The 16,985-nt window shown below is 69.4% G+C and carries 19 protein-coding genes; 9 read left to right on the forward strand and 10 right to left on the reverse strand.

The features are described from left to right. Window positions 1–47: 47 nt before the first annotated feature. Window positions 48–767 carry a class I SAM-dependent methyltransferase gene (locus VM306_RS06965; RefSeq protein WP_325512123.1) on the reverse strand — a complete coding sequence of 240 codons (720 nt, stop codon included), beginning with the start codon at window positions 765–767 and terminating at the stop codon, window positions 48–50. A gap of 33 nt (window positions 768–800) precedes the next feature. On the opposite strand from VM306_RS06965, the gene VM306_RS06970 reads away from it, so the two are divergent. From VM306_RS06970 to VM306_RS06985, 4 genes are read left to right on the forward strand one after another with little or no spacing between them, the layout of a single operon-like run. Next, window positions 801–1,646: a ParA family protein gene (locus tag VM306_RS06970; RefSeq protein ID WP_325512125.1), complete on the forward strand. Its 846-nt coding sequence runs from the start codon at window positions 801–803 to the stop codon at window positions 1,644–1,646. Then, window positions 1,639–2,400, forward strand: a complete 762-nt coding sequence (locus VM306_RS06975; protein ID WP_325512127.1) for an Fpg/Nei family DNA glycosylase — start codon at window positions 1,639–1,641, stop codon at window positions 2,398–2,400. The genes VM306_RS06970 and VM306_RS06975 overlap by 8 nt, the downstream gene beginning before the upstream one ends. A 20-nt stretch (window positions 2,401–2,420) precedes the next feature. Beyond that, on the forward strand, window positions 2,421–3,671 hold the full coding sequence (locus tag VM306_RS06980; RefSeq protein WP_325512129.1) for a cytochrome P450: 1,251 nt from the start codon (window positions 2,421–2,423) through the stop codon (window positions 3,669–3,671). 43 nt (window positions 3,672–3,714) lie between these two features. Further along, window positions 3,715–4,692: a quinone-dependent dihydroorotate dehydrogenase gene (locus tag VM306_RS06985; RefSeq protein WP_325512131.1), complete on the forward strand. Its 978-nt coding sequence runs from the start codon at window positions 3,715–3,717 to the stop codon at window positions 4,690–4,692. A 69-nt stretch (window positions 4,693–4,761) separates the two neighbouring features. Here the strand turns inward: VM306_RS06985 and VM306_RS06990 are convergent, their stop codons facing one another. The 9 genes from VM306_RS06990 to VM306_RS07030 all read right to left on the reverse strand — a co-directional run bounded on the left by VM306_RS06990 (window position 4,762) and on the right by VM306_RS07030 (window position 12,996). Further along, window positions 4,762–6,000 carry a uracil-xanthine permease family protein gene (locus VM306_RS06990; RefSeq protein WP_325512133.1) on the reverse strand — a complete coding sequence of 413 codons (1,239 nt, stop codon included), beginning with the start codon at window positions 5,998–6,000 and terminating at the stop codon, window positions 4,762–4,764. A gap of 183 nt (window positions 6,001–6,183) precedes the next feature. Next, a complete protein-coding gene (gene pspM, locus VM306_RS06995) occupies window positions 6,184–7,005 on the reverse strand; it encodes a phage shock envelope stress response protein PspM (RefSeq protein ID WP_325512135.1) in 822 nt (273 codons plus the stop codon). A gap of 34 nt (window positions 7,006–7,039) precedes the next feature. Continuing rightward, on the reverse strand, window positions 7,040–7,891 hold the full coding sequence (locus VM306_RS07000) for a PspA/IM30 family protein (protein ID WP_325512137.1): 852 nt from the start codon (window positions 7,889–7,891) through the stop codon (window positions 7,040–7,042). A 348-nt stretch (window positions 7,892–8,239) separates the two neighbouring features. Then, a complete protein-coding gene (locus VM306_RS07005) occupies window positions 8,240–8,662 on the reverse strand; it encodes a helix-turn-helix transcriptional regulator (protein ID WP_325512139.1) in 423 nt (140 codons plus the stop codon). A gap of 102 nt (window positions 8,663–8,764) precedes the next feature. Further along, window positions 8,765–9,244, reverse strand: a complete 480-nt coding sequence (locus tag VM306_RS07010) for a CinA family protein (protein ID WP_325512141.1) — start codon at window positions 9,242–9,244, stop codon at window positions 8,765–8,767. After that, the gene (gene pgsA, locus VM306_RS07015) at window positions 9,241–9,819 is read right to left on the reverse strand and encodes a CDP-diacylglycerol--glycerol-3-phosphate 3-phosphatidyltransferase (RefSeq protein ID WP_325512143.1); all 579 of its coding nucleotides are present in this window, start codon (window positions 9,817–9,819) and stop codon (window positions 9,241–9,243) included. The genes VM306_RS07010 and pgsA overlap by 4 nt, the downstream gene beginning before the upstream one ends. Beyond that, window positions 9,816–11,219, reverse strand: a complete 1,404-nt coding sequence (rimO, locus tag VM306_RS07020) for a 30S ribosomal protein S12 methylthiotransferase RimO (RefSeq protein ID WP_325512145.1) — start codon at window positions 11,217–11,219, stop codon at window positions 9,816–9,818. Before rimO ends, pgsA begins: the two co-directional genes overlap by 4 nt. 39 nt (window positions 11,220–11,258) lie before the next feature. Beyond that, window positions 11,259–11,813, reverse strand: coding sequence for an RloB family protein (locus tag VM306_RS07025; protein WP_325512147.1), 555 nt, complete (start codon window positions 11,811–11,813; stop codon window positions 11,259–11,261). Further along, a complete protein-coding gene (locus tag VM306_RS07030; protein WP_325512149.1) occupies window positions 11,800–12,996 on the reverse strand; it encodes an AAA family ATPase in 1,197 nt (398 codons plus the stop codon). Before VM306_RS07030 ends, VM306_RS07025 begins: the two co-directional genes overlap by 14 nt. Window positions 12,997–13,142: 146 nt before the next feature. Here VM306_RS07030 and VM306_RS07035 point away from each other — a divergent pair, with 146 nt between their 5' ends. The 5 genes from VM306_RS07035 (at window position 13,143) to VM306_RS07055 (ending at window position 16,983) form a co-directional block, all read left to right on the forward strand. Next, window positions 13,143–13,643, forward strand: coding sequence for an amino-acid N-acetyltransferase (locus VM306_RS07035; protein ID WP_325512151.1), 501 nt, complete (start codon window positions 13,143–13,145; stop codon window positions 13,641–13,643). A gap of 63 nt (window positions 13,644–13,706) precedes the next feature. Further along, window positions 13,707–14,558 carry a MerR family transcriptional regulator gene (locus VM306_RS07040; protein WP_325512153.1) on the forward strand — a complete coding sequence of 284 codons (852 nt, stop codon included), beginning with the start codon at window positions 13,707–13,709 and terminating at the stop codon, window positions 14,556–14,558. Beyond that, window positions 14,542–15,333, forward strand: a complete 792-nt coding sequence (locus tag VM306_RS07045) for a TOMM precursor leader peptide-binding protein (protein ID WP_325512155.1) — start codon at window positions 14,542–14,544, stop codon at window positions 15,331–15,333. The genes VM306_RS07040 and VM306_RS07045 overlap by 17 nt, the downstream gene beginning before the upstream one ends. A gap of 94 nt (window positions 15,334–15,427) precedes the next feature. Continuing rightward, window positions 15,428–15,832: a hypothetical protein gene (locus VM306_RS07050; protein WP_325512157.1), complete on the forward strand. Its 405-nt coding sequence runs from the start codon at window positions 15,428–15,430 to the stop codon at window positions 15,830–15,832. After that, entirely contained in the window at window positions 15,829–16,983 is a 1,155-nt protein-coding gene (locus VM306_RS07055) for a YcaO-like family protein (protein WP_325512159.1), read from the forward strand. Before VM306_RS07050 ends, VM306_RS07055 begins: the two co-directional genes overlap by 4 nt. Window positions 16,984–16,985: the final 2 nt, after the last annotated feature.

The raw sequence follows: 16,985 nt of genomic DNA on the forward strand, positions 1-16,985 counted from the left end.
CGTTCGGGACCACTCTTCGGGACCAAAAGTCTCGAATGCAAACGCTGTCAGGCGGTACGGCGGGCCAGTACGTGCAGGCGGGCGGCGACATCGCGGAGCGGGGACCGGGTGGCAGCGGCCAGTTCCAGCTCGGCGAGCGCGTCCGCGGCGCCCGGATTGGCATCCAGCACCACACCGGGAACCAGGTCAGAAACTACGCCGTGACCTTGCAGGATCTCGACAGCCAGACCGGATTCGAGGACGAGTTTCTCGAGCCCCGCGACGTCGAACCGGCGCTGCAACGGGTCACGCGTGCCCGCGAGCTGCCCGGCGTCGTCGTCCAGGAGCCTGCGCGCGTCCACGATCCGGCCCGCGATCGCGCGGTGCAGGATCGCCGCGAACCGGTTCGCGACCAGCACCGACACGGCACCACCCGGCGTCACGGCGGCAGCGAGCGCGGCCAGTGCGGCGGGTGCGTCGTCCACGACCTCGAGCACGCCGTGGGCCAGCACCAGATCGGCCTCACCGGCGGGAACGCCCAGCGAGTCCGTGTCACCCTGAACTGCGGCGATCGTCACACCGGCCTCGCGCGCACGCCTGTGCAGCGTGGCCAGTGCGTTCGGTGAAGGCTCCACGACCGTGACCGCGCATCCGGCCGCGGCAAGGGGCACAGCCCAGACGCCGCTACCACCGCCGACGTCGAGCACGCGCGGCTGTTCGCCACCCCTGCGCTCACGCGCGGCGGCCAATTCGGCGTCGAGCACCCGTTGTACGGCGTCCGGTCGCATGGCACACAGAGTAGGAGACCCTAGAGTAGGTCTGTGCATACGGTGTCCGTGCTCAGCCTCAAGGGAGGCGTCGGCAAGACGACGGTGGTACTCGGCCTGGCCTCTGCCGCTCTCCGCCGCGGTGTCCGCACTCTCGTGATCGATCTTGATCCGCAGTGCAACGCCACGTCGACGCTGGAGCCAGAGGAGTCCAAGGCCAGCATCTACGACGTCCTGCAGGACCCGTCCGAGGAGAACCTGGAACAGGCGATCCGCCCGAGCAGGTGGGGCGACGGCATCGACGTGCTGTCGGGGTCCGAGGACGCCGAGCTGCTCAACCACCCGGATCCCAACGAGTCGCGGCTGCACCGTCTGAAAGACGCGCTGCGCACGTTGCGGGACATGTACGACGAGTTCCCGTACGACCTCGTCCTGATGGACTGCCCGCCGTCGCTGGGCCAGCTGACGCGCTCGGCGCTGGTGGCGGCCGACCGCGCTCTGCTGGTCACCGAACCGACGATGTTCGCCGTGGCGGGCGTGCAGAGGGCGTTCGAGGCGGTGCAGAACGAGCGGGAGGCCAACAACGCCGACCTGCAGCCGTTAGGCGTCGTGGTGAACCGGGTGCGGCCGCGCTCGCACGAGCACCAGTTCCGCATCGAGGAGCTGCGCGACATCTTCGGCCCGCTGGTGATGCCGGTGGCGCTGCCGGACAGGCTCGCGGTGCAGCAGGCCCAGGGCGCGTGCATGCCGATCCACGAGTGGGGCACGCCGGGCGCGCGTGAGGTGGCGCTGGCGTTCAACCTGCTGCTCGCCCGCATCCAGCGCATCTCGCGGAGCCGGCGCCGCGCCGTGCACCACGACTTCGACGACGACGAGATCCAGGAAGCGGTGGATGCCTGAGGGCGACACCGTCTTCCTCGCGGGCAAGCGCATGCACGACGCGCTCGCCGGGAAGACGCTGCTGAGGGGTGAGTTGCGCCACCCCAGGCTCGCCACGATCGACCTGGCGGGCCTGGACGTGCTCGGCGTGCGCACGTACGGCAAGCACATGTTCACGCACTTCTCCGACGGCAACAGCCTGCGCAGCCACTTCCGGATGGACGGCGCGTGGCACCTCTACCGGCCAGGTGAGCGCTGGCGCCGTCCCGCGCACCAGGCCCGCGCGGTCTTCGAGGTGGACGACCGGCAGGCCATCGGGTTCGCGCTGCACGACATGGAGTTCGTTCCGACCGCCCGCGAAGACGAGCTCATCTCACATCTCGGCCCTGATCTCCTCGCCGAGGACTTCGACGCCGCTGAGGCCGTTCGGCGGTTGACCGCCGATCCTTCCCGGCCCATCGGGATCGCATTGTTGGACCAGCGCGTGATGGCCGGTGTCGGCAATCTCTACCGCGCGGAAGTTTGTTTCCTGTTGCGCGTTCTGCCGACGGCTCCGGTGTCATCCGTGGACGCCTCACGCGCGGTCGCGCTGTCCCGGAAGCTCTTGCAGGCCAACCAGTGGCGGCCCGAGCAGTCCACGACGGGAGACCTGCGCATCCAGCACTACGTTTTCGAACGCACGGGCAGACCGTGTTTGCGATGCCGCACAAGAGTCCGATCGGACGAGATCGACGGCAGATTTGTGTACTTCTGCCCAAAATGCCAGTCCGGTTGAACCGAGACGCTCTTCTGGCCGTGTCCTTCGACATGGCGGTAAATCTGGATGCGTTGCGCCCGGGCTTCACCGACGACCCGTACTCGGTGCTGAAGAGCCTGCGTGAGTCAGGTCCCGTGCACCGGGTCGAGACCCTCGGTGTGCCGATGTGGCTCGTGACCCGATACCCCGACGTGCGCGCGGCGCTGGACAACCCGCTGCTGTCCTCGCACGGCTCCGCGCTCGCCGAACCCCTGCGCGGCCATCCGCACTTCGCGTCGTGGTGGTTCGGCGACCTGTCCGACCACATGATGAACGCCGATGCCCCCGACCACACGCGCCTGCGACGCGCGGTGTCGAACGTGCTCACGCCACGCCGGATCGCCGCTCTGCGCCCGCGGGTCGAGCAGCTCGCGGCTTCGCTGGTCGAGGGCTTCGCGGACTCCGGCAGCTGCGACCTGATCGCGGACTTCGCGGCACCGCTGCCCATCACCGTGATCATGGAACTGCTCGGCGTCCCCGCCGTCGACCAGGAGAACTTCCGCTACTGGGCCGACGTCGTCACGGGCCTGGCCGACGGTGACGCGGTCTCGGCGCGCGAGGAGACCTCCGGTTACCTGCAGGACCTGGTCGTGCACAAGCGGACGTCCGGCGACGACGACCTGATCGGCGGGCTGGCCCGCGCGACCGGCGAGGCGGCGCTGACCGACAGCGAACTGGCCTCGCTCGCCTTCCTGCTGCTCGTGGCCGGTTACACGACCGCCGTCGACCTGGTCGGCAACGGCACGCTCGCGCTGCTGCGCAACCCCGAGCAGCTCGAACTGCTGCAGCGCTCGTCGTCACTGCTGCCCGGCGCGATCGAGGAGTTCCTGCGGTTCGACGGTCCGACCTCGCACGTCGTGCGGTTCGCCGCGCAGCCGCTGACGATCGGCGGCGTGCAGATCCCCGCCGGTGACGTGGTGCTGCTGTCCCTGGCCTCCGCCGAGCACGACAGCGCGCGCTACCCGCGGGCCGACCAGCTCAACATCGAGCGGGCGGACCGGCAGCACCTCGCGTTCGGGCACGGCATGCACTTCTGCCTCGGCGCGCCGCTGGCCCGGCTGGAGGGCGACGTGGCGTTCCGGACGCTGCTCGGCCGGTGTGCCGGTCTGGCGCTGGACACCTCCCGGCCGCTCGGGTGGCGGGTGTCGCTGGGCAGCCGAGGACTGCGGACGCTGCCGGTGACGTTCAGGACGAGGCCCAGGATGCCGCTGGACGAGCAGGCGACGATCAAGGTGCCCAAGCCGATGTGAGGGGCCACGCGGCCATCCTGAGCTGGCGTTATAGGGTGAGCGCGTGGTCTACAAGCAGGTGGTTCGCAGGGCGTTGTTCGGAATGCGCGGCGGCGACGCGGAGCGGGTCCACGAGACCACGCTCGACGTCATGGCCCGGCTGAGCCCGCTGGCGCGGTTCGCCCGCAACCAGAACAACCCCCGCACCGTCTTCGGCGTCCGCTTCCCCAACCCCGTGGGGCTCGCGGCGGGCCTGGACAAGGACGGGCGCGCGCTGCCGGCGTGGGCCGCGCTGGGGTTCGGGTTCGTCGAGGTCGGCACCGTCACGTGGCACCCGCAGCCGGGCAACCCGAAGCCGCGCCTGTTCCGCCTGCGCGAGGACGAGGCCATCATCAACCGGATGGGCTTCAACAACGCGGGTGCGCAAGCGCTTGCCACCAAGCTCGACAGGACGCCGCTGAGGGCCCCGCTGGGCATCAGCCTCGGCAAGTCGAAGATCACGCCGGTCGAGGACGCCGTCCAGGACTACCTGAACTCGCTGAACGCCCTCAAGGACCACGGCGACTACTACGCGATCAACGTCAGCTCCCCCAACACGCCCGGCCTGCGCAGCCTGCAGGACAAGGGCGCGCTCACCGAGCTCGTGGGGACGCTCACGAAGGCCACGACCAAGCCGATGCTGGTCAAGATCGCGCCGGACCTCACCGACGACGCCATCGCCGAAGTCATCGAGGTGTGCGTCGACAACGGCATCATGGGCCTCATCGCCACGAACACAACCCTCAGCCGTGAAGGCCTGAAGAGCGCTCATCGGGACGAGACCGGCGGTCTCAGCGGCAAGCCGCTCACGCAGCGCGCGAACGACGTGGTCCGCTTCATCACGAAGAACAGCGACCTGCCGGTCATCGGCGTCGGCGGCATCGCGACCGCCGACGACGCCAAACGCATGATCGACGCGGGCGCGAGCCTCGTGCAGATCTACACCGGGTTCATCTACGAGGGACCGGGGCTCGTGTCGAGGATCAACCGGGCACTGAGGTGAGCGCGTCCGGACGCGACTGTCCGGAGCGGACGACGGGAACCGTCCCGCACTGAACGGGTCCGAAGTGGACTAGTTGCTCCGCGCCGCGCGCAGCCAGCGCATGATCGGGTGCAGTATCACGACGAGCAGCGAGCCCCACACCATGCCACCCATCTCCAGGTCGCCGACCTCGATGGTCAGGTCGCCGACGCCGGCCACCAGCGCCGCGCCGCCGACCATCGCGTTCGCCGGGTTCGACAGGTCGACGCCGCGGTCCATCCAGATTCGCACGCCGATCAGCACGATCAGGCCGTAGAGGATCAGCGTGCAGCCGCCGAGCACGCCCGGCGGGATGGTGCCGAACAGCGCTATGGCCTTCGGGGAGAACGCCAGCGCCGCGGCGAAGACGCCGGCGAACGCGAACGCCGCGGTCGTGTGGACGCGGGTCACGGCCATGACGCCGATGTTCTCGGAGTACGTCGTGGTCCCGACGCCACCGCCGAGGCCGGACAGAGCCGTCGACAGGCCGTTCGCGATGATCGCGTCGCCCGCGCTGCCGTCGAGGTTGCGGCCGGTCAGCGCCGCGACCGCCTTCACGTGCCCGACGACCTCGGCGACCAGCACGATCACGACGGGCAGCATCAGCAGCACCACGGACGGCCGGAGCTCCGGCTCGTGCAGCTGCGGCAGGCCCACCCACGCCGCCTCGCGCAGCGCGGTGAACCTGGCCTGCGGAACCGCCCCCGCCAGCAGGCCGCCCACCCAGACCGCGACGAAGCCCAGCAGGACCGAGAACCGGAACACCAGGCCGCGGCCGAGCACGCCGGCCACCAGGATCAGCGCGGTCGTGACGGCGGCGAGCAGGGGCTGCTCGGCGAAGTTCGAGGTGGCCTGGTGCGAGAGGCTCAGGCCGATGATGATCACGACGGCACCGGTGACGACCGGCGGCATGACCGACTCCAGCAGCCGCACGCCGAGCGCCTTGACCGCGATGCCGACGACGATCACGAGCAGGCCGGCGGCGACGACACCGCCGAGCTGGGCGGCGATGCCCTGTTCGCGGGCGGCGACCAGCGGCGCCACGAAGGCGAAGGACGAGCCCAGGTAGCTGGGGACGCGGTTCTTGGTGATCACCAGGAACAGCAGCGTGCCCAGGCCGGAGAACAGCAGAGTGGTGGCGACGGGAAGACCGGTGGCGGTGGGGACGAGCACCGTCGCGCCGAACATGGCGACCAGGTGCTGCACTCCGAACCCGAGGGTGAGCGGCCAGCTCACCCGTTCCTGGGGTGCGACGGTCTCACCGTCGGTGATCCGACCGTCCCCGTGCACGGTCCATAACGCCAACGCACTGCCTCCCGGCAATTCAGCCGATCTTCCCGCAGACCGGCCCCGGAATCCTGCCACGCCAGGTAGCGACTACGGCTAGATAACGGTCTGATAATCACACGATCGCCCTAAGGATCTCCAGAGAGAACCGCCGAATAGGCGCACGTGATCACAGAGAGTTACATTTCAGTGCGCTGAATAGCCTGATACGTCGCGCATCGCGGACGCCAGACCGGCCAGGTGGTCCGTCGCGTCGTCGAGCACCTCGCGCGGATCCTGGAACTGCGTGCTCGCCGCCAGGGCCTTGCCCGCCTCGGCGACCAGCGCGCAGTAGCGGTCCACGCCGTCCGCCAGCTGGCTCCGGAGCACCCGCACGCCCTCGACCAACGCCGCACGCTCCAGGTGCGGTGCTGTGTCCCGAGCGCGTTCGACCGCCTGCAGCTGCCCCGACACCGCGCGGATCGCCCACGAGGCCTCCTGGGCGGTCTGACGGGCGTGCTGGACGGACTCCGTCGGCATCGTCGTGAGCGCGGGCGAGTCGAGCTGACGTAGCAGCTCGGCCATCGCGTCCTCGGCGCTGTGCAGCTTCTCCATCGGGACGCGCGCGGCGGAGATGTGCGCCGGCAACGGCGGCCGGGGCGGCGGTGGCGGCGACAACGCCAGCCGTTGCCGGGCGGCGGTCAGCTCGCGCAGCTTGAACCCGCTGCGCACGGCGAGCAGACCGGGCACGGCCGCGCCGATCGTGCCGCCGACCGCGGCCCACGTGCCGAGCACGCCGGTGAACCCGAAGACGGCGAGGGTGCCGAAGATCGTGATCAGCGCCAGCCAGAACGTGAGCACGGCGTTGGTCCGCTTGCGCTTGCGTTCGAGCTTGGCGACCGGGTCGTTCCACTTCTGCAGGCGGTAGCGCGCCTGCTCGGCCAGCGGGTGGCCCTGGAGCGACGCACCCAACTCGCCGACGACCTTGCGGACGATCTCGTTGTTGGGACGGTTTCTCCAGGGCTCCATGATCACCTGCTGCTCCTCCTGCCCCTCGCACCCATCAGTTCTGGGCGGGCGGCACCTGCTGCTGCGTGGTCTTCTGCTCCTGCTGGACGCGCTGCGCGATCTCGGCCTGGATCTGCGCGGCCGCGTTGTTGCCCGCGGTCACCTGCTGCGGCGTGCCCGGCTGGCCGCCGTGCATGGACGCGCGGATCTGCTCGAGGCGCGACGAACCGGCGAGCTGCGTGGTCGAGGCCTGCACCTCGAGCATCCGGCCCTGCACCGAGTTCTGGGCGAGCTCGGCGGACCCGAGCGCGGTCGAGTAGCGCTTCTCGATCTTGTCGCGAACCTCTTCCAGCGACGGCACGTTGCCCGGCGCGGCGAGCTCGCTCATCTGGTTCAGCGACGCGGAGACCTGCTCCTGCATCTTGGCCTGCTCCAGCTGGCTGAGGAGCTTGGTGCGCTCGGCCAGCTTCTGCTGCAGCATCATCGAGTTGCGCTCGACCGCCTGCTTGGCCTGGGCGGCGGCCTGCAGCGACTGGTCGTGCAGCGTCTTGAGGTCCTCGATGCCCTGCTCGGCGGTGACGAGCTGGGTGGCGAAGCCCTGCGCGGCGTTCTCGAACTGGGTCGCCTTCTGCTCGTCGCCCTTCGAGCGCGCCTCGTCGGCGAGCACGAGCGCCTGACGCGCGGAGGCCTGCAGCTTCTCCACGTCGCCCAGCTGGCGGTTGAGCTTCATCTCCAGCTGCCGCTGGTTGCCGATGACGGCCGCGGCCTGCTGAGAGAGCGCCTGGTGCTGACGCTGCGCCTCCTCGATGGCCTGCTGGATCTGCACCTTCGGGTCAGCGTGCTCGTCGATCTTCGACGAGAACGACGCCATCAGGTACTTCCAGAACTTCACGAACGGACTGGCCATCTCCTACGCCTGCCTTCTCGGTGCCGGTGTTGGATCCATCGTCTCAATTGTGCGTCGGCGTATCCACCGACACGGGGAGATATCCGGGAACACCCTGACCCACCCCGGGACTTAGGAGTACACGTCTGACGACGTGCCAATCCTGCCCGCACCCGCGTCCGGGGACGCGGTGACCCAGCGTGCTGTGGCCAAGCCGTTGCCTGGCGCTCGGCACGCTGCCGTCGTTGTCAGTTGAACGCACGAAGGTCCGTTCTTGTTGCAGACCGTCACGTGGCCAGGACCACAGGCGCCACGAATGCGGGCGGCCCCGCTCGTCGTGGACGAACGGGGCCGCGGAGGACAAGGGGATCAGGCCGCTACGACTGCCTTGGGCGTCTCGCCGATCTTGCTCGTGAGCCTGTGGCTCAGCATGGGCTGCAGACGCAGGTCGGACAGGTCGTCCGACAGCGTGGACGGCAGCACGCGGCCACCCTCCAGCTTGCCGCGCTCCGAACGTCCGTCCGGGACGGTGTCCGGCACCGTGTCCGGCGTCTGCTGGACGGCGCCGATGTCGGAGGCGACGTGGTGCAGCAGTTCGGACAGCGGCAGTTCCAGTGCTTCGCAGATGGCCGCGAGGAGTTCGCTGGACGCCTCTTTGCGGCCGCGCTCCACCTCGGACAGGTACCCCAGGCTCACGCGGGCGGTCCGAGAGACCTCGCGCAGCGTGCGGCGTTGGTTGGTGCGGGCATGGCGAAGCCGATCACCGATCGCCTCGCGCAGCAGCACGGTCATCGCGCGCCTCCTTCCGGCCGGCCGTGTCCCTACGTTACCGATCGACACCGACAACGGGCAGTGACTTCCGAACACGTCCGCCAAGGGCGAACGAACGGCCGGTCATCGTTTGTTCCCGTCCTTGGTGATCAGCAGGTATTCCGACAGCAGGACCAGCGCTTTTTCCACGGCTGTGAAACGCACCGCTTTTCTGTCACCACTCACAGTAATCGTCCGCACTGTGGACACTCCAGGCCCGCTCAAGCCGATGTGGACCGTGCCTGGAGCGACTCCGTCCTGCGGTTCGGGTCCGGCGACTCCCGTCAGCCCGATTCCCCAGTCCGACCGGCACCGCTTCCGGGCGCCCTCGGCCAGCTGGACCGCGACGTCCGGGTGCACGGCACCGTGCTCGTCGAGCAACTGCTGATCCACGCCCGCGAGCTCGTGCTTGAGCTCGGTCGCGTAGACGATCAACCCACCGCGGACCACGGCACTCGCCCCCGGTGTGTCGACGATCGTCGCGCACAGCAGACCCGCGGTCAGCGACTCGGCCGTGGCGACGGTCTCTTCCCTCGCTTTGAGCAGCTCGACCACGTTCGTCATAGAACGGCCCGACCTGCTCTCGCCTTCATCTTGAACGCTCTGATGACGTAGTCGATTCCCGTGACGACCGTGAGGACGAGCGCGATGGCCATGATCACCCAGGCGATGAGCTGCAGCACGTCGTTCTGCGGGAGCACGAACAGCCCGATCGCGATGACCTGGGCCAGCGTCTTGGCCTTGCCGCCGCGGCTCGCCGGGATCACGCCGTAGCGGATCACCCAGAACCGCAGCAGCGTGATGCCGACCTCGCGCACGGCGATGACGATCGTGATCCACCACGGCAGCACGTCGAGGATGCTCAGCCCCACCAGCGCGGACCCGGTCAGCGCCTTGTCGGCGATCGGGTCGGCGATCTTGCCGAAGTCGGTGATGAGGCCGTGCTTGCGGGCGAGCGTGCCGTCGATGTGGTCGGTGAAGCTCGCGACGGCGAAGATCCCGAACGCGATGAGCCGCCACGTCGTGTCGAAGCCGCCCGCTTCGAACAGTGAGAACAGGAAGACCGGTACGAGCGCCAGCCTCGCCATCGTGAGGACGTTGGCGACGTTGAGCAGCGGGACCTTCCTGGCCTCCGTCATGTCGGGATTACCTCGACGATCAGGTCCACGCCCTCGGAGTCGACCACGCGGCACCGGACGAGGTCACCGCGCTTGAGCCCCTCGGCCTCGAGCACGATGCACTCGCCGTCGACCTCGGGCGCCTGGTGCTCGGCGCGGCCGACGCAGTCGTTCTCGTCGTCCTCCTCCTGCTCGACCAGCACGACGACCTCGGTGCCGACCCGGTCCTCCGCGCGCTGGCTCGTCAGCTCCTCGACGAGGTTGCCGATGCGCTGGACGCGCTCGGCGATGGTGTCCGCGTCGAGCTTGCCGTCGAGCTCCTCGGCCTCGGTGCCGTCCTCGTCGGAGTAGCCGAAGATGCCGACGGCGTCGAGGCGCGCCTCGGTGAGGAACCGCTCCAGCTCCTGCAGGTCCGCCTCGGTCTCACCGGGGAAGCCCACGATGAAGTTGCTGCGGATGCCGGCCTCGGGCGCGTGCTCGCGGATCTGCCACACGAGCTTGAGGAAGCTGTCGGTGTCGCCGAACCGGCGCATGCGCCGCAGCACGTTCTCGCTGGAGTGCTGGAACGACATGTCGAAGTAGTTCGCGACCTTGCCGGTCTTCGCGATGGCCGCGACGAGGCTGGGCTTGGTCTCGGCCGGCTGCAGGTAGCTGACGCGCACGCGCTCGACGCCCGCGATGCTCGCGAGGCGCGGCAGCAGCTGCTCCAGCGCACCCTGCTCGCGCGGCAGGTCCTTGCCGTAGCTCGTCGAGTTCTCGCTGACGAGGAACAGCTCCTTGACGCCGTTCTCGGCGAGCCACACGGCCTCGGCCACGACCTCGTCCGGGTGCCGCGACACGAACGCGCCGCGGAAGCTCGGGATGGCGCAGAAGCTGCACCGGCGGTCACAGCCGGACGCGATCTTCAACGGCGCCACCGGGGCGTCGTCGAGGCGCTTGCGGGGCGTCTTGGTGGGACCCCAGCCGTGGCCGGGCACCTGCACGTCGTTCCTGGCCTCCTGGCGCTTGACCGGCGTGATCGGCAGCAGCGTGCGGCGGTCCACCGGCACGTGCGACTCGACCACCTTGCCGTGCAGCACGTCCTGGAGGCGCTCGGCGAGGTCGTTGTACTGGTCGAAGCCGAGGACCGCGGCCGCCTCGGGAAGGCTGTCCGCGAGCTCCTTGCCGTAGCGCTCCGCCATGCACCCGACCGCGACGACCTTGGCGCCGGTGTCGGCCGCGGCGAGCAGCGTGTCGACCGAGTCCTTCTTCGCCTGCTCGACGAAGCCGCACGTGTTGACGACGACGACGTCCGCGCCCTCGTCCACCAGCTCCCAGCCGCCCTCGCCGAGCCGCCCGGCGAGCTCTTCGGAGTCGACCTCGTTGCGGGCGCAGCCCAGGGTCAGCAGCGACACGCGTCGCGGAGTGGTGGGAGAAGACACGGTGCTCAGGGTAACCGGCCCGGGTGTGCGCTCTTGAACTCAGTGCTGCAAGAGCACCTCGGCCAGACGCCACACGTCGGTCGAGGGGTTGCCCGCCTTCAGCGCCTTGGCACGTTCGACCGCTTTCTGCACGGTGCCCGCCAGCGCGGCGAAGTCGAGCGTGCCCTTCGCATATCCGGGCATGTGCTTGCGGAGCTTGTCGGCTGCGGCCTTCGGACTGGCGATCCCCGCGGTGCAGTCGGCGAAGTGCAGGGTCAGCCACACCTCGAAGCACGGGTTCGACACAGCCAGCGAGATCCCTGCCACCTCGGCGGCGGCAACGGCTGCGTCGATGTCGAACTCGTCGACGTCGACGACACACCAGTACTCGTCGAACCCGTCCCGATCGTTCTGGCGCGGCTTCACCGCGTGCCGGACGAGTTGCTCGGGCGAGCCGACCTCGACGACGGCTTTCACGGTCACCGGTTCGGACAGGCGCTTCACCCCGTCCGGATACGCCTGCTCGGTCTGCCCGCAGCAGACGACGAGCACACGACTGGCGGATGTCCTGAACGGCGTTCCGCGGCGGCGAGCCGAGTTCTCACGCCGCGCCATCAGCACCACGCAGCACTGCCGAGACGAAGGCCTCGGCGACCACATCCGGAATCGCGCCGTAGCTGCCGCCGAGGTACCTGCGCTCGAGGTTCTCGCCCTCTTTGCGAGGCTTGAAGTCGGTCAACGCGTACAGCGACGAAGCGCCGTTCTCGTCCTTGTCGACGAACCACACGTCCTCACGGGTGAGCACCTCGTCTCCCAGCACCGGGTTCAGGAGACTCGCGTCATGCGTGGTGAACACGAGTTGCGCTCCGCCCCTGTTGGCCTTCACGTCGCGGAACAGACCGACCAGCGCGGCGGTGAGACGTGGGTGCAGACTCGCGTCGATCTCGTCGATCACCACCGTGCCGCCGGCACGCAGGACGGTCACCACGGTCGGCAGCAGGCTGAGCCATGAACGGGTCCCGGCCGACTCCACGTCGAACGGAAGCACGACCTCCTCGTCGCCGTGGGCCATGTACAGCGACCGCGCCGGTGATCCGTCAGGGCGCGCTGTCTCGATCACGGCGAGGCCTGAGATGCCGAGATCGGCGGCTCTCAGCAACTCCACCAGGTAGCCGCAGTCACCGGGGTCGGCCGTCAGGAACTCGGTGATCGCCTGCTCGTCCGGCCGCACCTGATCGCCGAGCCGGAAGTGCAGATGATCGGTGAACCACCGGTACACCGGCAGCACGTGGGCGATGGCGGTCTGCGCGGCGAGGCTCAGGAACAGCGAGTTCGGCCGCAGGAGGTTGCGCAGGACGTCCAGCTTCGCGCGGTCCCCCACCGTGCTGCCGAACTGGAGCCCGGACCCGTCGCGTTCGAACAGGACTCGCCTGCGTGCTTCCGGGTAGGAGTACAGCCACTCCTCGCGCACGGCGAAGTCGTCGAGCTCGAACCCGTACGTGTAGCGCACTCCGTCCAGCAGGAGCTCGACCACGAAAGTGGACGCGCCACCCTCCGGCCGCCAGGCGAAGGGCTGTCGGGGCACGCCGGCATCCAGCTCCCACCTCGCGAACGAGTCATGCACGGCCGTGGCCATGAACCGCAACCCGTCGAGCAGGTTCGACTTGCCCGAGGCGTTCGCACCGTAGATCGCGGACACGGGCAGGACCGCCCGATCCTTCGAGTACACGGGCACGAGCAACAACTCGTGCTCGTCCCGGAACGAGCGGTGGTTACCGAGCCGAAAACTCCGCAACACCGCCTACACACCTCCTGCAACTGCCTACAGGCTGTTTCTCGTAAGTAAACCGCACACATCGGCCTATAGCTTCTTCCTGGAGTGAGTTTCGCGATAGGCAGCTCTGCCCGGAGGCCTCACGTGGGCGCGGCCCATACTTGACGCTTGTGACCAGTGGGGTAGTTGTGCGGCGCGCCCGCACCAGTGATGTGCGCGCCATGAAGACGTTGATCGACGGGTACGCGGGCAAGGTCCTGCTGGCCAAACCGCTGGTCACGCTGTACGAGGCCGTCCAGGAGTTCTGGGTGGCCGAGGAGGACGGCGAGCTGCTCGGGTGCGGCGCCCTGCACGTGATGTGGGAGGACCTGGCCGAGATCCGCAGCGTCGCGGTGTCCCCCATGGCCCTGGGCAAGGGCGTCGGGCACCGGATCGTGGCGCAGCTCATCGCGACGGCGCGGGAGCTCCAGCTCGGGCGCATCTTCGTGCTGACGTTCGAGACGCGGTTCTTCAGCAAGCACGGGTTCGTCGAGATCGAGGGAACGCCGGTGAGCCCCGAGGTCTACGAGGAGATCATGCGGTCGGTCGACGAGGGTGTCGCCGAGTTCCTCGACCTCAGCTACGTGAAGCCCAACACGCTCGGCAACAGCCGGATGCTCCTGGAGCTGTAACTCTTCGAGTAATCACTCGAAGAGTCTTGACTCGACTAACGGCGCGGGGCCAGGATCGGTCGCGTGTCCGAATCGCTGACCATCGACGAGCTCTCCGCCCGGATCGGCCTGCCCAGCAGCACCATTCGCATGTACCAGACGAAGGGTGTGCTGCACGCGCCGAGACGGCAGGGGCGCGTGGCGTACTACGACGCCTCGCACGTCGAGCGGTTGACGTTGGTGCAGCGGTTGCAGCAGCGGGGGTTCTCGCTGCCCGCGATCGCGGAGCTGATCTCGGCACGCGAGAAGGGCGAGTCGGTCGCCGCGGTGCTCGGCATGGGTGAGGCCGAGGGACCCGACGACTGGGTGCGGATCAAGGTGCGCGACATCCGCCACCTCGTTCCGATGGGAGACGTCCAACCGCGACTCCTCCTCCGGGCTATGCGGTTGGGCTTGGTGCGGTGGAAGTACGGCTGGCCGCACGCGCGTCGCTGGGCACTCGAGGCGGGCGGCAGGCTCGCCGGTCTCCGGGTGCCCAGCGATGACGTCATGGACAGCTTCACGCGCCTGCGCACGGCGACCGACGCGGTGGCGGCGGACTTCGTGCGGTTGTTCGAGCGGCAGTTCTGGCCGGAGCTGGCGCGCAAGGCCGGTGACGAGAACCAGCTGGAGAACGTGCGGGCGTTGCTCGTCGAGCTGACGTACACGGCGGAGACCGCGGTGGTGGGGACGCTGCGCGAGTCGATCCGGGACGCGGCCGAGGAGTTCGCGTCACGGCACGGGCTGCTGCCCAGCGACGACTTCCAGCCCGCGTGGGCCGAGCAGCCGCTGCCGCCGATCGCCGAGAACCTCATGGACCCGGCGGGAGACCTGCCGAGCGAGCAGGAGATCGAGAACTTCCTGCGAAGGGGGGACGAGGATGAGCCTGGTCGCTGATCCCGCGTGGCACGCACAGGTTCGTGACGAAGGTCTTGTCGTGTACGCGGGTGCGGATCTCACGTACCTGATTCCCGACCTGCCCAGGGCGGTGGCCGTGGCGCTGGCAGGGCTGTTCGAGCCGGTTTCGAGGGGAGTGGCTCGCACGGTCGACGAGAACCGGTTGGGGGAACCGGCTCGCCGGCACGTGGCCCAGCTGAGGACCCTGGGCGCTCTCCGCCCGGCGGGGTTGCCGTCCGACGACGCGAAGCCGGCCAGGATCGGCACGCGCTTCGTCGGGGAGGCGCCCGCCGGGCTGGTGGAGCGGTTGCCGCACGACGACGAGCCCGATCTGCTCCTCGTCGTGCGGACGACCGGAACGCTGCTCGACCTGGTCGAGGTGGCTCGCTCCACCAAGGTCCCGCACCTGTTGCTGGACCTCGCCTACCACCACACCGCCGCGATCGGGCCCTTCGTGGTGCCCGGTGCCGGTGCTTGCCTGGCGTGCCTCGCGGTGCGGGCGGGGCGGCGGTGGGGAGATCCGCCACCTCCCCCGCGTCCGGGCGCCCTGGCTTTCGACTTCCCTCTTTCCCTTGCACTGCAAGCGATCGAGAACATCCGCACCGGCTCACTGGCGCTGCTCGACACGGTCGTGACCGTTGACCTCGACGAGTTCACGACGACTCGGGAGAGCGTGTTGCCCGCCGCCGGCTGCGAAGTCTGCCCGGAGGTCGAGTCCGGGCGCGTGCCACTTCCTTGGGGGAACCATGAACGCGACAGCAGTCCGGTTACCTGACCAGTTCTCACCCGGTGCGGCCGCCGCCAACGCCGCGACGCCCACCTGTTGCTGTTGTTGTTGCTGCTGCGCGGTTTCCTCGGTCGGCGCGGCCGTGCAGATCCCGGCCGCGCTGCACCGGGACACCGAAGAGCTCCCCCGGCCCCGCAGCGCGCTCGTGCTGCCCGCCGCGATCCTCCCCCTGCTGGTGCTCGTGTCGCCGTTCGTCACCGACGGCGAGGTCATCGGCCTGCATTGGGGCTGGTGGGTCGGCGGTGTCGTCGCGGCGTTCGGCTGGGCCGCCGCGGCAGGGTTCCTCGCACGATCACCGAAACCGTGGATGAGCCTGGTCCGGTTGCTCGGCTGGGCTTTGCTGTGGTGCGTCGAACCGTTCGTCGTGCTGCCCGTGCTGGGCGTGATCGCCGAGGTCACGCACGTCGCGGTCGCCGTGGTGCTGTACCTCGGTGGCGCGCTGGCACTGGCCTGCTGGATCTTCAAGCGCTACCGGCGCGCGTCGTGAAGACGGTCGCGGAGGCGCTGGTCGAGCGCGCGGTCGGGTGGCGGCAGGGCGTGGTGTCGCAGCTGCACCCCGTGCCGCACAGCCTGTCCGATGTGGACGTCGAGGGGTGGGCTGCGGTGCCGGAGCCGCTCGCCACCGGCGGTACTTCCGGTGGCACGTCGAAGGTCGCGGCGATAGCCGAGGCGTTGGAGCGCCACGCGGCCGCGCGAGCGCCGTTGGAGATCGTCACCGACGGTCCGTGCTGGCCGTTGGAGCACTTCAGCCTGCACGCGGTCGAGCAGCGCGTGGCCCCGGACTACCGCTACCGCAAGGGATACGTCGACACCCGCTACACGCGGGCGTGGACGTTGCCCGACAACGAACCGATCCGCGTACCGGCCGGGCTGGTCGGGCTGGACGCCTCGTACGGGTTGCCCACGACCTCGTCCGGTCTCGCGGCGGGGCCGTCGACGACCAGCGCCCTGCTGAGGGCGACCCAGGAACTGGTCGAGCGCGACGCGTTCACCACGACCTGGCTGCACTCCATCGCCCCGCAACGGTTTTCCGCCGAGCTGCCGGACGGCGTCGAGGCGTTCGACCTCACGCCCGCCTACAGCCCGCACCCGGTGGTCGCCGTCGCGGGTTCGCTGCCGATCGCCGGCAGACCGCGGCCGACTCTGGGGCTCGCCTGCCGGGCAACGGTCGCGGAGGCGGTGCGGAAGGCGTACGAGGAGTGGGTGCAGGGCACGGTGTTCATCGAGGTGTGGCTGGCGCGCAACGGCGACCGGCCCGTCGAGGAGGCCACCGACTTCGACCGGCACGCCGTCTACTACGCGACGCACCCGGCCGAGTGGGACGCGCTGCCGTGGTTCTCCGGCTTCGAGGCGGATCCGCCGCGGGACGCCGAAGCCGTCGGAATCGCGGCGGAACTGACCGAGCTGGTGCACGCGCTGGACGACGCCGGCATCCGGCTCGCCTACCGCGAGCTGACCACGCCGGAACTGTCCGCGGTCGGACTGCACTGCGTCCGCGTCCTGTCCCCCGACCTCGCGCCGCTGCACGCCGACCACCGCTGGCCGCACCTCGGCGGCCGCGCCCGTGAGCTCGGCTGGCGCTACCCGCACGCCTCGCCGGGCGTGTTCCCGAATCCCGCACCGCATCCGCTGGGGTGAGC

Origin of the sequence: Lentzea sp., assembly GCF_035525475.1 — a bacterium.
Classification (GTDB): domain Bacteria; phylum Actinomycetota; class Actinomycetes; order Mycobacteriales; family Pseudonocardiaceae; genus Lentzea.